The organism is Falsiroseomonas frigidaquae (genome assembly GCF_012163145.1).
Classification (GTDB): domain Bacteria; phylum Pseudomonadota; class Alphaproteobacteria; order Acetobacterales; family Acetobacteraceae; genus Falsiroseomonas; species Falsiroseomonas frigidaquae.
Map to the genome: position 1 here is coordinate 1 of NZ_JAAVTX010000011.1, position 16,234 is coordinate 16,234.

8 protein-coding genes and 1 pseudogene are annotated in these 16,234 nt (G+C 68.3%); 4 read left to right on the plus strand and 5 right to left on the minus strand.

Annotation, left to right across the window (positions count from 1 at the left end; translation table 11 throughout):
• Window positions 1-4,928, minus strand: a pseudogene (locus HB662_RS27710) (hypothetical protein); the annotation flags it as partial.
• 1,352 nt (window positions 4,929-6,280) lie between these two features.
• Here HB662_RS27710 and HB662_RS27715 point away from each other — a divergent pair.
• Complete coding sequence (locus HB662_RS27715) at window positions 6,281-6,898, plus strand: isochorismatase family protein (protein ID WP_209443508.1); 618 nt, start codon at window positions 6,281-6,283, stop codon at window positions 6,896-6,898.
• 271 nt (window positions 6,899-7,169) lie between these two features.
• Window positions 7,170-10,088, plus strand: a complete 2,919-nt coding sequence (locus HB662_RS27720) for an ATP-binding protein (RefSeq protein WP_168055136.1) — start codon at window positions 7,170-7,172, stop codon at window positions 10,086-10,088.
• Here the strand turns inward: HB662_RS27720 and HB662_RS27725 are convergent.
• Together HB662_RS27725 and HB662_RS27730 are read right to left on the minus strand one after the other, a co-directional pair.
• Window positions 10,056-10,691, minus strand: coding sequence for an alpha/beta hydrolase (locus HB662_RS27725; RefSeq protein ID WP_168055138.1), 636 nt, complete (start codon window positions 10,689-10,691; stop codon window positions 10,056-10,058). The two genes, HB662_RS27720 and HB662_RS27725, sit on opposite strands and share 33 nt — an antisense overlap.
• 281 nt (window positions 10,692-10,972) lie before the next feature.
• Window positions 10,973-11,311, minus strand: coding sequence for a hypothetical protein (locus HB662_RS27730; protein WP_168055140.1), 339 nt, complete (start codon window positions 11,309-11,311; stop codon window positions 10,973-10,975).
• A gap of 290 nt (window positions 11,312-11,601) precedes the next feature.
• On the opposite strand from HB662_RS27730, the gene HB662_RS27735 reads away from it, so the two are divergent.
• On the plus strand, window positions 11,602-12,549 hold the full coding sequence (locus HB662_RS27735) for a helix-turn-helix domain-containing protein (RefSeq protein ID WP_168055142.1): 948 nt from the start codon (window positions 11,602-11,604) through the stop codon (window positions 12,547-12,549).
• A 71-nt stretch (window positions 12,550-12,620) separates the two neighbouring features.
• On the opposite strand, the gene HB662_RS27740 is transcribed toward HB662_RS27735, so the two are convergent.
• A complete protein-coding gene (locus HB662_RS27740) occupies window positions 12,621-13,253 on the minus strand; it encodes a pyridoxamine 5'-phosphate oxidase family protein (RefSeq protein ID WP_168055144.1) in 633 nt (210 codons plus the stop codon).
• A 55-nt stretch (window positions 13,254-13,308) separates the two neighbouring features.
• A complete protein-coding gene (locus tag HB662_RS27745; protein WP_209443509.1) occupies window positions 13,309-14,157 on the minus strand; it encodes an MBL fold metallo-hydrolase in 849 nt (282 codons plus the stop codon).
• Window positions 14,158-14,782: 625 nt separating this feature from the next.
• On the opposite strand from HB662_RS27745, the gene HB662_RS27750 reads away from it, so the two are divergent.
• On the plus strand, window positions 14,783-15,841 hold the full coding sequence (locus HB662_RS27750) for a hypothetical protein (protein ID WP_168055148.1): 1,059 nt from the start codon (window positions 14,783-14,785) through the stop codon (window positions 15,839-15,841).
• Window positions 15,842-16,234: the final 393 nt, after the last annotated feature.

Genomic DNA, 16,234 nt, shown 5'->3' on the forward strand with positions numbered 1-16,234 from the left:
AGCGTATCGGCACCGGCGCCGCCAACCAGCGTGTCGTTGCCCGCGCCGCCCATCAGCAGGTTGGCCCCGGCATCGCCGGTCAGGCTGTCGTCATGCGCCGAACCGGTCACGTTCTCGATGGCGCTGAAGCTGTCGCCCTCGGCGTGGCCGCCGCTGGCCGAGTTCGTGCCGAGGTTGATCGTCACCGCCGCATCCGAAGAAGCGTAGGACGCCGTGTCGACCCCGCTGCCGCCCCCAAGCACATCGTTGCCAGCGCCACCTTCCAGGGTATCGTCGCCAGCGTTGCCGGCCAGCGTGTCGTTGCCAGCCAGGCCCTGCAGCAGGTTGTCGCCATCACCGCTCACCAGCGCGTCGGCATGGGCGGACCCACGCAGGCCTTCGATGGAGTTGTAGCTGTCGCGGCCCGACTCATCCGTCGCCCCGAAGCCTGCCGAGTTGCGGAAGCTCACCAGCGAGGCAAAGACGGCCGAGGCGGCGTTCTCGTAGCTCGCGATGTCGAAGCCCTCGCCGCCATGCATGGCGTCCATTCCGACGCCGCCTTCCAGCGTGTCGTTGCCGTCTCCGCCATACAGCGCGTCGGAGCCGGCCAGGCCACGCAGGACATTGTCCTCCGCATTGCCATACAGCGCATCGGCGAAGGCCGAGCCCTCCAGATTCTCGATGCTGTCATAGGTGTCGCCAAGCGCCTCGCCCGTATTGGGGGAGTAGTTCGCCTGGATGCCGAAGCCGGCGATACCGACATTGTCGAGCGCCGCGGTCACGCCGGACTTGGCATTGGCGTAGCTGGCCGTGTCGGTGCCTTCACCGCCGATCAGCTGGTCGTTGCCGATGCCGCCTTCCAGCGTGTCGTTGCCATCGCCGCCTTCGAAGACGTTGTCAGCGGCGTCACCGATCATCAGGTCGTTGCCGATGCCGGCGACCACATTCTCGATGGAGACCACCTCGTCGGTGCCGCCGCCATGCTCGATGTAGCCAAGGTCGAGGCGAACCTCGATCACCTGTTCCCGATCGTCGTAGACCGCCGTGTCGTTGCCCTCGCTGCCCAGCAGCAGATTACTGCCGTCGCCGCCGATCAGCGTGTCGTCGCCGAAGCCGCCATCCAGGATGTCGTTGCCCGACCTGCCCTCGAAGACGTTGTCGACATAGCTCCCGCCACCGCTGACATCGCCGATGATCCAGTCATCGCCGCTCGAGCCGATGACATGCTCGATCTCCATCAGCACATGGCCCGCCGCTGCGCCGCCGCTCTGCTGCAGCGGATCGAGCGAGATCACCACGCCCCCATCGAATTCATCCGAGGTGTAGCGCACCTGGTCGATGCCGCAGCCGCCGATCAGCGTGTCTGCGCCCAGCGTTGCGTAGAAGCGGTCATCACCTTCGCCGCCATCCAGCAGGTTGGCCGAGCCGCTGCCCCGCATGGTGTCATCGTTGTTCGTGCCGATGACCCCCTCGATCGAATAGAGGTCGTCGTCATCATCATAGTGATCGAATTCGACCCAGGAATAGTCCTCCCCCAGGTCGACATAGAGCTCGCCGTCCTCGGCGCTGTAGTCGACGATGTCGAAGCCTTGGCCACCAGCGATGGTGTCGTCGTCCGCACCGCCGATCAGCGTGTCGTCGCCGGCCCCGCCCACAAGGGTATCTTCGCCATCCGTGCCGGTGATGACGTTCGCCAGGTCGTTGCCGGTCAGTTCCTGCTCGTCGCCCGTGCCGGTCAGGTTCTCGAGGTTGTCCGCCAGCGTGTAGGTGGAGAGGTCGGTCTCGACCAGGTCGATGCCACCATTGGCCAGCTCAACCAGCGTCATGTCGCCATGCTCGACGACGTAAACGTCGTTGCCTTCGCCGCCGGCCAGCGTATCGGCACCCTCGCCGGAGTGCAGCGTATCGTTGCCGGCGCCGCCCACCAGTAGCTCGTCGGCACCGCCGCCAATCAGCGAGTCGCCACTGCTGGACCCGATGACGACTTCAATCGAGCTCAGCGTGTCATTCCCAATGGCGAGGCCGGTCGCCGATTTGGCGAACAAATCGACGGTCACGCCCCATTCGGAGGCCGAGTAGTCCGCCGTGTCGGAGCCATCGCCGCCGCTGAGGTTGTCATTCCCGCTGCCGCCGATCAGCGTGTCCGCGCCGTCGCCACCATCCAGGACGTCGTTGTTGCCGCCGCCGGACAGCAGGTCGTTGCCGAGGCCGCCGGTGAGGATGTTGTAGAGGTCGTCGCCGGTGATCGTGTCGTCGTGGTCGGAGCCGGTCACCCACTCGATGCCGGCCAGCGTGTCGCCCTCGGCGTCGCCACCGGAAGCGGTGCCGGCCTGCAGGTCGATCTGCACGCCTGCGGAGGACCCGGCATAGACCGCCGTGTCCTGGTTCCCCTCGCCAACCAGATAGTCGGCGCCCGCACCACCTTCCAGCACGTCGTTGCCATCGCCGCCCTGCAGCGTGTCGGCGCCGGCCAGGCCGGACAGCGTATCGGCGAAGCTACCGCCAGTGATGATGTTGGCCTCGGCATTGCCGACCAGTTCCTGGCCCTCGACCGTGGAGGTGCCGGTCAGGTTCTCGAAATTCGCTCCCAGGGTGAAGCTGGCAATATTGGTCGTGATCAGGTCTGTGCCTTCGCTGGCCTGCTCCACCAGCGTCATGCCGACATGGTTGACCACGAAGGTATCGTTGCCCTGGCCGCCGGCCAGCGTGTCGTTGCCGGTGGCGCCGGTCAGGGTGTCGTCATGGGCTGAGCCGAACACGGCCTCGATCCCGATCAGCGTGTCGCCTTCCGCGTCACCGCCGGAGCCGGAGCCGGTATTCAGGTCGACCGCCACGCCCGATGCGGAGCCTGCGTAGGAGACGAAGTCGTTCCCCGCGCCACCATCCAGCGTGTCGTTGCCCGCGCCGCCGCGCAGCGTGTCCGCGCCGGCCCCGCCGGAAAGCAGGTTGCTGGCCGCATCGCCGGTCAGCATGTCGTCATTATCGGAGCCGGTCAGATTCTCGATGTTGGAGAGAACATCGCCCTCTTCCGCGGGGCCACCAGTCTGCGCGCCCGAGAGGGAGAGATCCACGGTCACACCCGACACAGATCCGGCGTAGCTCGCGGTGTCGATGCCGTCGCCGCCATCCAGCACGTCGCTGCCGTTGCCGCCGACCAGCAGGTCGTTGCCGTCGCCGCCATACAGGGAGTCGGGGCCGGTGCCACCCAGCAGGGTATCGGCACCCTCGCCGCCGCTGAGGCTGTCGGCAAGCTGGCCGCCGTCCAGGATGTTGTCGGCCGCGGAGCCGATCAGCGTGTCGGCAAGGTTGGTGCCGATCAGATGCTCGATGCCCATCAGCGTGTCGCCGGCCGAGCTGGTGCCGAGGGTCAGGTCAACCATACGGCCTGAATCGTGCGACGAGTAGTCGGCGGTGTCGTTGCCGTCGCCTCCGATCAGCGTGTCGTTGCCGTCGTGGCCTTTCAGCGTGTCGTCGCCGCTGCCGCCATCGAGCGAGTCAGCACCGATGTATCCGGCCAGCGAGTCGTTGCCCGAGCCGCCCAAGAGTGTATCGCCGCTGCTGCTGCCGGACAGGGAGTCGTTGCCAGCCTCGCCCTGCAACAGGTTGCCCAAGGCACTGGCGCTAAGATAGTCGTCCTGGCTGCTGCCGATCACGCCTTCGATGCCGGAAAGGCTATCGCCGGCTGCATCGCCCGCGCTGCCCGTGCCGGTGCTGAGGGCGACCGTCACGCCGAGTGTGGACCCGGAATAGTCGGCGATGTCAAAGCCCGCTCCACCAACGAGCGAGTCCGCGCCGGCGCCGCCGGCCAGCGTGTCGGCGCCGTCGAGGCCGTATAGTTCGTCGTTGCCGTTGCCACCCTCAAGCCGGTTGGCGTCGGCGGTGCCAGTGAGGGTGTCGCCATGGGAGCTGCCGATCAGGTTCTCGATGCTCGTCAGCGTGTCACCCGTCGCGTCGCCGCCGGTCGCGCTGTTGCCGCCGAGGTCGATCGTGACGCCGCTTTCGGAGCCCTGATAGCTCGCCGTGTCGACACCCGCGCCGCCATCCAGCGAGTCGGCCCCCGCGCCGCCGGTAAGGCGGTCGTTGCCATCGCCGCCCAGCAGGGTGTCATTGCCGAGGCCGCCGTCAAGCGTGTCGTTGCCGGTGCCGCCGCTCAGCGAATCAGCCCCGTCGCCGCCCGACAGCGAGTCATCGCCGGCAGCGCCGGTGAGCGCGTCATTGCCGTCCTCACCGGCGAGCGTGTCATTGCCGGTGCCGCCCGTGAGCATGTCCTCACCGTCGCCACCCCGGAACCAGTGCTCATCCGACGACACGCCGACGATCGTGTCGTCAAAGGCGGTGCCGACCGCATGCTCGAAGTTCAGCAACGTGTCCGACTCGACCCCGCCGATAGTCGAGGAGGAGGAACCGACCAACAGGTCGATGGGGCCTGCAGCACCGGAATAGTCGACAACGTCGTCGTTGCCGGCGCCACCATCCAGCGTATCGGCGCCTTCGCCGCCATCCACCGTATCGGCACCGTCCCCGCCGTCGATGATGTCATCGCCAGACCCACCGAGGAGCACATCGCTACCGAGGCCGCCCGCCAGGCTGTCAGCGCCCGCATTACCGGAAAGCGTATCGTTGCCGATACCACCATCCAGCGTGTCGTTGTCATCACCGCCGCTAAGGACGTCGTTGCCCTCCTCGCCATAGAGGATGTCGTTGCCAGCACCGCCGTCGAGGCTGTCGCTGTCATTGCCGCCAGAGAGAGTATCGTTGCCCGCGGCGCCAGAGAGAGTGTCTCTGCCACTACCGCCAACGAGACTGTCGTTGCCCGTACCGCCATCGAGGATGTCGTCGCCAGCAAGGCCGCTGAGAGTGTCGTTCCCGCCGTTGCCCACGATGGTGTCGTTGATGGCGTCGCTACCCGACAGGGTTTCGTCGGTTTCGTCGCCCATAATCGCGCTCATGCTCTTAGGTCCCGTCTGATTTCGTGAATGCCGGCGCGTTGCGCCGCTGCTTGAAGGGGCCGCCTCGCCCGCGTCATGCCGGGTGGCGGGATGATTTCAGCTGTTTCGTGGCGACGCGCGCCGGGGCACGCGGGGTGTCGGCGCCAGGCCCGAATTCGACGCCAGGCAGGTCATGCGATCCGACACAGGATCGAGCCTGCAGGTCGGAAGCCCGGCGCGCGCGGCAGCTTGGCGCCGGGCCGGGGCCAGGGGTGGGCGGAAGCCCGCATTGGCGCGGCGTGGCGTGCCGCGGGTAAGCCAGGGGCTGGGGGCAAGGCGAACGGGCTCCAGGCACCACGCTTCCGCAGATTCCGCGGCGGCGCTGCCCCGCTTACGCTTTACGTAGGGTCGTGGCGGCGCGCTTTTTCGTGCCCACCCCGGTCGATTGCCGTCCATGAAAATTCGCCCCCACCTGTCTTAGGCTGGCTCAACTTGGCTCACGGGAAAGTAACCGACAGTGGTAGCGGCGCTCAGCCCCATTTCTGTCGAGTATTGTAAGGTAATGGCTTGCACGCCGCCGGCCCCGTCGGCCGAAGAATTACAACCCATGCGTGTTTTTCGGTGCAGGATAGCCCTGCGGCGTGTAGCCAACCCGGTGCCAACGACGCCCGTGTCGCTACCGCGACCGAGGCAAAGTGCAGCGCAGGTGCGGATCCGAATGTGAGGAGGCTCATCTAGGACCGCCCAAGCCGCGGTCAGGTGCGGCTCAATTTTGGTGCAAACCTCGGTGCCTGGCTGTCGGTTCGGGCTCAACCGCGCGTTGCGGAGGCGGGCGCCGCCTACATTCCCCTACATTTCGCCGCCCAAGCGGGCGATCAGTACGAAACGAAATCGGGTCCGGACGGTCCGGCGGCACGATTGCCCGCTCCTTCGCTTCGCCATGTGAACACGCGGCGGATCAGGAACGACCGCGGGCCGTGACGCCCGAGACAAGTCCAGCGGCCAGGATCGCGGATTCATCGGCCGCGGTCGCGCCACCAGCGCCCGCACCGGGCGATACAGGGGGGCCTTTGCCAGGTGGATGCGCAGGGGCCAGCGCCGCGGTTTAGCCCCTGCCGTCAGGGTGCGCGGACGCGGCAGCGATGCGGACAGGGATCCACCGGACGCGGCCTGGTCGTGGCCGATGTAATGGCATTCGGAGCGGTGGTTCCGAGCAAGATGCCAGGGCCGCCATGTGGGTCTCTTCGGCTGCGACACTGGCGGAGCCAGCGATGTCGCGCCCTCCTCCGCCAAGCGAGCGAAAGAACAACGACATGACCGGTTCACCCCCGACGAAATCCAGCATCCTGCCAAGCGGCGGAGGCGCCGCGCTCATGGACCCGTCCGACGTACTGATCCTTCTGCTCGACCACCAGTCGGGGCTGTTCCAGACGGTCAGGGATATCCCGGTCGCCGACCTGCGCCGGAATGTGGAGATGATCGCGAAGCTCGCCACGCTGCTGGACATCCCGGTCATCACCACGGCGTCGGAGCCCAGTGGCAGCAACGGTCCGCTCACGCCGGAAATACACCAGCATGCGCCGCATGCCGTCTACGTGCCCCGCAAGGGCGAGGTGAACGCCTGGGACAACGAAGACTTCGTCGCGCAGGTACGATCCCATGGCCGGCAGACGCTCGTCATCGCCGGCGTCTGGACCAGCGTCTGCGTCATGTTCCCGGCGCTCGATGCGCGCGAGGCGGGGTTCAAGGTCTATGCCGTGATCGATGCGTCCGGCGACCCGAGCGAGATGGCGTCCCGCACTTCGCTCGCCCGCTTCGTGCAGGGTGGCGTCAAGCCGACATCCACCAATGCGCTGCTTTCGGAGCTGCACCGGACATGGGCTCGCCCGGAAGCGGCTGACCTCGCCCAGCTTTATGGGCTGGTCGCGCCGAACTACGCGGCGGTGATCGAGAGCTATCAGCGGGCCCAGGAAGCGGCCAGGACCGCCTGAGACGGCGGGCTCTCACTGCCCCGGCATGGACGCGACGCCGGCCTTCCGGCGCGCGTCCGAAACCGCCAGGGAAGGGTCATTCGGCAGCGGCGGCCTTCAGTCAGTCCCCGGCCCGCCCGGCGGTTCGGGTAACTTTCCGTGAACGCTCGATGCGCCAGCAGAAAAACTCTCGGAAGCGCCGTAAGGTGCCGCGCGCCCGGCCGCCATTCCGTCCGGTCCACCTGGCCGCGCTCCCGACCCAATGGAACATGCCCGAACTGCCGTGGAGAACATGGAACCAGGATCCGTCGACGCCGAGGAAAGGATCTACCGCTTCGGAGACTTCCGGCTGCTTCCAGCCCGGCAGTCCCTGCTGCGTGGCGATACCCCGGTACGGATCGGCAGCCGGGCGATCGACCTGCTGCGGCTTCTGGTGGAACGTCCCGGGCAATTGCTCAGCAAGGCGGAGTTGATCAGCTCTGCCTGGCCGGACACTTTCGTCCACGAGAACAATCTGAAGGTGAACATCGCGGCGCTGCGGCGGGCCCTGGGCGATACCGCGTCCGATCTGCCCTACATCGCAACCGTCACGGGGCGCGGCTACCGCTTCGTCGCAACGGTGCGGGTGCAGCAAGCCGCCCCTGGCCGCACAACCCCAACCGAGTTCCCCGGCGCTGCCGCAGGCATGCCGCCGCCAGCCGGCATTGTCGGTCGCGACGAGGACATCACGCGCATCGCCGAGACGCTGGCCTGGCGGCGCTTCCTGACCATCGTCGGCCCGGCCGGCGTGGGCAAGACCACCGTCGCCCTGGCGGCGGCACGGCACGCGGCCTCGCACCAGCCGGACGGGGTCTGCTTCGTCGACCTTGCGGCGATCGGGGACCCGCAACTCGTCACGGTCGCGATCGCCTCGGCGATCGGGGCGGGCGGCAACCTGAAGGACATTCTGGCCGGTATCGTCGATGCGCTGCGCGGCCGGCGCCAGTTGCTGATCCTGGACAATTGCGAGCACGTCCTGCGGGCGGCATCCGTGGTCGCCGACCATATTCGCGCAGCGCTTCCCGATATCGCGGTGCTCGCCACGAGCCGGGAGCCGTTCCGGTCCCGCGGGGAGACAGTTTATCGCCTGCCGCCGCTGTCCTGCCCCGGATCCGGCGAGGACATCGGCCACGACCAGGCGATGGCTTTCACCGCCGTGCAGCTTTTCGTGGCCCGCGCGCGCGCGGCCAGCGGTTTCAGGTTGACCGACGCGAACGCGCCGATCGTCGCCGGCATCTGCCGCAGGCTCGATGGCATTCCGCTCGCCATCGAACTCGCAGCCCCGCGCCTGCGCGGCTACGATGCCGGAACCCTCCTCCATTTGCTGGATCAGAGCTTCGATCTGCTGAGCTACGGCCCGGCCGAGGCGCCGCTGCGCCAGCAGACCCTTCTGGCGACCCTGGATTGGAGCTACCGCCTGCTGTCCGAGGCCGAGGCGGCAGTGCTGCGCTTCCTTTCCGTCTTCGCGGGGGCCTTCATGCTTGACGATGCCATCGGCGTCGGCCGCAACCTGGCGCGTCCGCCGGAGGAGATCGCAAGCTGCATCGAGGGTCTCGTCGCCAAGTCGCTGCTGTCATCGAGCTTCGCCGGCGGCATGCTGCAGTATCGCCTGCTCGACGCGACGCGCAGCTATGCGGCGGAGCGGCTGCGCGGCGCGGGCGAGCAGCGCTGCGCCTGCACGGCCCACGCCACCCATCTCCTCATGCTGTTCGAGCGCGCCGAGGCCGAGTTGCAGTGGCGTGTCCACGAGGAATGGACCGTCGCCTACGGTCGCCTGGCCAATGATCTGCGGCGGGCGCTCGACTGGGCCTTCGGCGCGGAGGGTGAGCCCGTGCTGGGGGTCCGCCTGACCGCCTGCGCCATCGCGCTCTGGGACGAGATGTCTTCCGTCGGCGAGGGCAGCCAGCGTGTCCGCCGCGCCCTGCAATCCCCCGCGCTGGCGGAGGGCGGCCTTGCCGCGCGGATGAAGCTGATGACCGCGCATGCCTGGAGCCTGAGCTACACGGAGCGCTTCGCCCCCGGCGGCGAGGCGTTGTGGCAGGAGAGCCTGCGGCTGGCGGAACTGGCGGGCGACCAGGACTACCAGGTGCGGTCGGCGCTGGGTCTCGTCGTGCTGCAGTGCTTCTACGGCCAGCACCGCGAGACGCTGAAGAGCCTCCGGCGTTTCCAGGCGATCGCCGGCGAGAATGACAGCTCAGCGGTTCCGGCCGGTGAGCGGATGCGGGTGATGACCGAGTTCTTCATGGGCGATGTCCGTGGCGCGCATGAGGAGCTGAAACGGCTGGTACGACGCGACGACAGCACCGTCCGGCGCTCGCGCCTCGCGCGCTTCCAGTTCGATTGGTGCGTCGCCATCAGGACCTCGCTCGGCGTGGTCCAGTGGGTGGCAGGCCAGCCGCATGAGGCGGCTGCGACGGTACAGGCCGCGCTGGATCGTGCGACGGAGATCGGGCACCTCGTCTCCCATTCCACCGCCCTGGTGCTGGCGGCCATTCCCGTGGCTCTGTGGACAGGGCAGATCGATGTGGCGGAGCGGCGCCTCGCCTGCCTGGTCGCCAACCTCCGGCAATGCGACATCATCATCTGGGAACCGGCGGCCCGCCTGTTCGAGGGGATGATCCAGCAGGAGCGCGGCGATACCGAGGGTGTGCAGCGGATGCAGACCGCGCTGACCGACATGATGGCCACGCATTTCCTGGGCAGGATGCCGAACTTCCTGTGCATGCTCGCCGACGCCGCCTTGCGCCATGGCCGGCTGGACATCGCGCGCGAAAGCATGGCGACCGCGCTCGACATGGTCGAGCGCAATGAGGAGCGCTGGTGCGAGCCCGAGGTGCTGCGGGTGCGCGGGATTCTGCAGTGGCGCGAAGGCGATGCGCGGGGTGGCGAGGCGAGCCTGCTGCGCGCAGCGAAGCTCGCGGCACAGTCGGGCGCCATGATGTTCGAGCTGCGCGCCGCGCTGGCCCTGGCCAGCTGCTGGGCTGCCGAGGGCCGTACGGCCGAAGCCCATGCCCTGCTCGGTCCGGTCTGCGCCCGCTTCGACGCAGCGGCCGACGGCCGGGATGTTGCACAGGCACGGCAATTGCTCGATCGGCTAGGCCGGTCCGATCGACGCAACCTGCATGTCGGGCGCACGGCGTCAGGCACGCGCCTCCGGCGCAGCGATGCGTGACAGAAGTGCGCGCAGCTGGCGGACTTCGTCCTCGTTGATGCCGTGGCCCATGCCGGGATAGATGCGCTCCTCGACCGCGCCGCCCAATGCGGTGAGGACCCGCGTGGTTTCCCTTACCCGGGCCAGCGGGATGTGCGCGTCGATGTCGCTGCAGCCGAGGAAGACCGGGCTGTCCTGAAGGCTGCCGGCATAGGCGCGGGAGGTGCCCTCCGGACCGATCAGGCCGCCGCTGAGCCCGATGACCGCCGCGTAGCGCTGTGCGTGGCGCGCGGCATATTCCAGCGCCAGGCAGGCCCCCTGGGAGAACCCCAGCAATGCCACCCGCGCCGGCGGCACACCCTCCTTCGCCAACCGCTCCAGCAGCGAGGTCAATGTGCCGAGCGCGGCGGAAAGATGTGGCTCGTTATCCGCCAAGGGGGCGAGGAAGGAATAGGGATACCAGCTGCGCCCAACGGCCTCCGGCGCCAGCCAGGCCACGTCTGATTGTGCCAGCGCCTCCGCCAGGCTGAGCATACCGTCGGCATCTCCGCCCCGCCCGTGCAGCATCAGGACAGCCGCCCTCGCCCGGTTCAGCGGCGCGCCGGCCTCGGCCACCCGTGTCATGCGCCGATCCGCCGCGGAAGATGGCGCGACGGCGGTCGATGATCGGCTTCGCTGCGCCGGAGGTGCAGTCGCGTATGGCAGTCCATGATCGTCTTCCCCGTAGGGTGGATGCAGCAAGCCTACACCGCATCAGGGTGGCGCCAAGCTGAGGAGAGCCGGCTCCGACGCGGCGGCTGTGCGGAATGCCATCACGGTGGCCGGGCGCGCTTCGCGGCGCGCCCCGCTCGTATTCATCGGGCCGGCACGCAGCCAAGGCCACGGCCGGCCGTGAACGCTCGCGTTCAGCGGCGCGGCGTCCCCACATTCCCATCCAGGGGCGCGCCGTAATGCCGGTCGCCCGGCGCGCCCAGCTCGCTGTTGTAGCGCAGGATATAGACCGGTCCTCCGCCGATGGCCGGGCGGCCCGCGCCATAGGTCACGCGGAATTCGTTGTTGCCGGTGGACTCGATACGGGTCACGTCGCCGCCCACCACCGGCCCGCAGTTCATGGAATAGACGATCTCGACATTCTCGCCGGAGCCGCGAACTTCCTCGACCTGGCAACTCATCAGCGTCTGCGCGCCGGCAGGCAACGCTGCCAGCGAGGCCACCAGGGCGGCGGCAATCATGGGAGACTTCATGGCGTGGTCCTTCCTTGTTGAGCCATCTGACGCGCTGGCTGGGCGGCAGGGGGCAGGCTGCCCGGACGGCAGCGTCCTTGCTTCCGTCGCCATGCATGGAAGCCTGGGCGCGGCCGGTCCGGCTTGTCTGTTTCGCGCCTTCCGATCCGCGGCAAGGACGACGTCGCCGGCGTATCCCTGGTGGCGGCCGCGCGGTGCCGGGCATGAGCCATCGATTTACGTCGATTTACTCACGCCATACGGAGCCCGTGCGGAGGATGTGCGGCACAGCACAATCCCCGGAGCGCCGCATGACCCATCCGCCCGTGCTTCTCTCCGCGACCGCATCAGGAGGCCCGGCAATACGGGCAGCGCCCCCTCGCCCCATCTACCTCGGCGGGGATCTGCTGCGACAGGTCCAACGGCGCTGGAGCATAGTTGCCGCCAGCCTCACCGAGCTGCGCTGCGGCCCGTCGCTTCAGATCGCCCTGTGGTCTGAAGCGACGCAGCTCTCCGTGATGCTGGAGGAAGTCGGAGGGCGTGCGAGCATGTGCATCAGCCCTTGCGCCAGGGCGGCGGCGCCATCTGGAAAGCCGCTGCCCCTGTCACTCATTCCGCCACGGCACGGGGCCAGGGGCGAAGCGCGCGGCCTGCGCTACCTGCGCCACATCGTCCTGCAATTCGATGGCGATGCCCTGGCCAACACGCGGGAGAAGCGGATCGATCTGGAAAGCACCCTGGCAGCCAGGCCGATGTTCGCCTGCCCAAGGCTGCTTCGCCTGGCGCGGCTGTTCGCCGAGGCGTGCCACGATCCGGAGCCAGGAGACACGCTGTACGGAGACGGCCTGTCGGCGGGCCTGTTGGACAGCCTCGCGCAGCTCGCAGCGCCGACCATGCCCGAGGAAGCCCGCTGCCTGCTTGCGCCCTGGCAATTGCGGAAGGCCATCGAGATCTTGCGGGAAAGGCTCGACGAGAACGTCCGGATGCAGGAGCTGGCGGCGGAGACGCACCTCTCCGTGTCCTATTTCTGTCGTGCGTTCAAGGCCTCGACCGGCATGCCGCCGCATCGCTGGCAGTTGAACGCACGCGTCGAGAAGGTGAAGGAATTGCTGCTCGACGATCGTGAGTCGATGGCGCAGATCGCGATCCTGGCAGGCTTCGCCGACCAGGCACATATGACGCGAACCTTCAGCAGGCTGGCGGGCATCAGCCCCGGCCTCTGGCGGCGTCCCCACCAGGCCGTGCCGCATGCGGCCTGAGGCAACGGCGCGCATACGGTTGAGACCTGGCGTCCCGATGTTTCGGTCGGGTGCCACGCTGCCGATTGGGATCAGCCCTGTGCCTCACGCCGCAGGCGCTCATTCTCCGCGCGCAGGGCGATGATCTCCGCGCGTACAGGTTCGATGATGGCCGTGAGCTCCGCCTCCGAGTAGCGCGGCGTGATGTGCTGCGGGCAGTTCCAGTCATAGGCTTCGACGGTGATCAGGACGGCGCGCTCGGTCCGCGCCGCATAATCCGGGACCGCCAGGCGTTGCGCCAGCGCCGGGTCGTCCCGCGCATCGACGACCTGCATGCGCCCGAAGATCTTCAGGCGGCGCTGGTGCGGATAGTCCATCACGAACAGGGATACGCGGTCATCCGCCGTGACATTGCCGATAGTGAGGTACTGCCGGTTGCCGCGGAAGTCGGCAAATCCCAGCGTCCTGTCGTCGAGAACCCGCAGGAAGCCGGAAGGCCCGCCGCGGAACTGGACATAGGGCCAGCCGGTTTCCGAGATGCTGGCCAGATAGAAGCCGTCGCGTCCCGTGATGAACTGCGCTTCCGCCGGTCCAAGCCTGTCATGGCTGGCGGGCTCCTCCGCGGATGCGGCTGGCGCGGATCGCGCGCGCTGGGATGCGCCGTACCGTTCGCGCGCCTGCATGACCGATGGCGTCGTCGCGATCTCCTGATACCGGTGTCGCATCCAGCCCTCTCCCTGCCTCCGCCGGGCGAGGCCCGGCGGCCGCATCCTACATCCGTCAGCCCTGCAGGGCCCAGTCGGCGACGTTCCACCGAAGCTGCCCGCGGTCGGAGACGATCCGGCCCAGACCCGGGAACGGCATATGCGTCGCGGCGATGAGCGCGCCTTCCGCCGCGGCGCGGGGAAAGAACCGGTCTCGCATGGCCTGGGCTGCCGCGCGGTCCTGCTCGAACACGAAGCCCACATCGGTTGCCGCCGGATGCACCACCGGGAAGAGCATATCGGACACCATGATGAGGCTCTGCCCCGCATCCTCGACCCGTACGCCGATATGGCCGGGAGTGTGGCCCGTCAGGTCGACGATGGAGATGCCGCGCAGGATCTGGCGCTCGCCATCGATCGCCTGGAGCCGGGGATAGAGGCGCACCACCTCGGCCGACATCCGGAAGCTGTTCTGCAGATAATCGGGCGCGGCGCTGCGCTTCGCCGGATCGGTCCAGTGGCTGATGTCGCGCCGGTCGATGTGCAGCTCGGCATTCGGGAAGTTCTTCTGCCCGCCGACGACCAGTCCGCCCATGTGGTCTTCATGCATATGCGTGACGACGATGGCGTCGATCTGGTCACGGCGCAGGCCGACCGCTTCAAGCGCCTGCGGCAGTGCGCCGGTCTGTCCGATCGATCCGGCCGGCCCGGTATCGACCAGGATCCGGCGCTCGCCGTCCTCGATCAGATACTGGTTGAACACGAGCCGCAGGCCGCTCGGCCTGGCCACGAACTGCGCCGCGGCAGCCTGCTCGACCTGGGCCGCGCTGCGACCCGGGAAGAAGTTGTAGGGCATGTCCGCGTAGCCATCCGTCAGCGCGGTCACGGTGAAGCGGCCGATGCGGATCTGCGCCAGCGGCGTCACGCGTGACACTGGCGTGGCGGCTTCCGCGCCACGTATGAGAGGCAGGATGCCGGCACCCAGGGCGCCGAGCCCAAGCGAGCGGCGGGACAGGATTGTCATGGATGGCTCCTCGGAATCCGTGCCGCAACCAAGGGGCGAGGTGCCGCATCGGCTCGATCACGGTCGCATGACAGGCCCACGAGGCATCACCATGCGCGCCTTGACCATCCAGGATCTCCCCGGTGTCCACGCGCAACGCTCCACCACATCGCCTGCCGCCGGACGGTACCTGCGGCATCGAGGATGACGGCAGTAAATGCAGATAAATCCTGGTGCGCACTGCGTGAAGGAGCCTGCGCCCGAAGGCGCTTGCGATGCCGCATCGCGGGACACGACAGGTTCATTGCTTTACCTGACTGAGCATCGACCACAGATGGGAAGGATGGCCGGCCCTCCTTCGTCACCTGCCGGACTGGCACCAGCCGCGTCAGGCGGCTCGGATTGCCCTGCGCCAGCAGGATATGCCCGGCTGGGTCACACCAGACGCGGAGCAGGAAGTGCGGGTCAGCTCCAACTCCATTTCGGCATTCAGTGGAATACCTCCCTGCTGTTCGCTTAAGCTGAAGCCTTCGCTGCGGGGGATGCGATGCGCCTCGACCCCAACAGGCTTCGCCCCAACTGGACCACGCTGCGCCGCTGGTCCTGGCCGGTGATCGTGACGGGCGTCGCGATCGCCTTCGCTTTGCTGGTCGTCCGTCCCTTCGACGCTGCCCCCGATCCGGCGGTGGAGGATGTTGCCCAAGCCTGGAACCGGAGCGTCGGGAGGCTCGGCGTGCTTCCCGTCTTTCCGCCGGAGGAGGATCTGCATGTCGGTGACCTCTGGGCCTTCATCGCCTCCGACGCCTCGGATACGCCGCTTCTCGGCAAGGCGGTACGATTGGCGCAGCTGGACCTGCGCGACCTGCTGCGTGCGCCGCGCCGCCGCCCGGTCTTTCCCGATACTGTTGCCAGGGAAGAGGGTGGCGAATTCCGCCGCCAGCCGCGGACCGAACTCACGGACGTCCCGCCGCCTGATGCCATCGCCCTCACCCTCACGGCCTTCCCCGGCATCGTGATCCGCCACAGCCGCCGGGTCGGCAGCACGGCGGCGGGCATCCTCGGCGCCTTCGGTGCGCGGCGGGAGATTCTGGAGGAGGAGGAAATCCGTATCCCCGTCGCCGAGACCTATGGCGTGCATGCCGCCGCCGCCGCCGGGCGCTTCGACGAATGGTGCGCGGCACCCGAGACCGCGCTGCTGTGTACCGACGCCTTCGCCCGCCGTACCCTCGCCTATGCGGTCAGCGACCGGGTGCTGGAGACACGGGAGGGCCGCTATGTGGTGCCGGTGCACCTGCGGCTCGTGACCCGCGTCTTCCTGATGCGCGAGATCGAGCACCGCCGCGCACGCGACGACGGGCGTGGCGCCTCGGCGCGCGGCGGCCCGGCGGCTCCGGGCACGGCGCCCACCACCGATGCGGGCGAGGCGCATCTGCGCGCAAGCCTGGACCGGGCCGCGGGCGCGGAGGGCGCGGTCTGGCGCGCCGACAGCGCCGGCATCTCGCTGCGCCAGGTATTCCAGCGCCCCGTTGTCTTCGGAATGCGCGCAGTGACGTTCGCGCTGCCACCCTCCCAGCCGCCCGCACCACCGACGGAGACACGCCGATGAGCCGCCCATGCCGGAGTACGTTCATCCTCGCCCTCGCGGTGCTCGGCTTTGCCGCCGGCCCGGCGGCGCCCGTCGCGGCGCAGACGCCTGGGCAATCCCAAGCGCCGGGCAGCGCAGTTGCCCCGTCGACCGGGCCGCTGCAACGCGGCGCTGCAGGTGCGGAAGCGCAGCCGTGCTTGCCCTATCCGGATTGCCGGGTCCTGCGGCTTGCACCTGGAGCCAGCCAGAACGGCCTGGTGCCGCGCGGCCTGGGAGAGAGTGACCTGCAAATGCCACGCCCCAGGCTTGGCACCAGCACCGCACAGGATGTGCCACCGCCGGGCGGCGCTCCGGCGCCACCGATGCGCTGACGGCAGGGCGACGGCGCCTTCGATGCGCGGGTGCCCAGCAGGG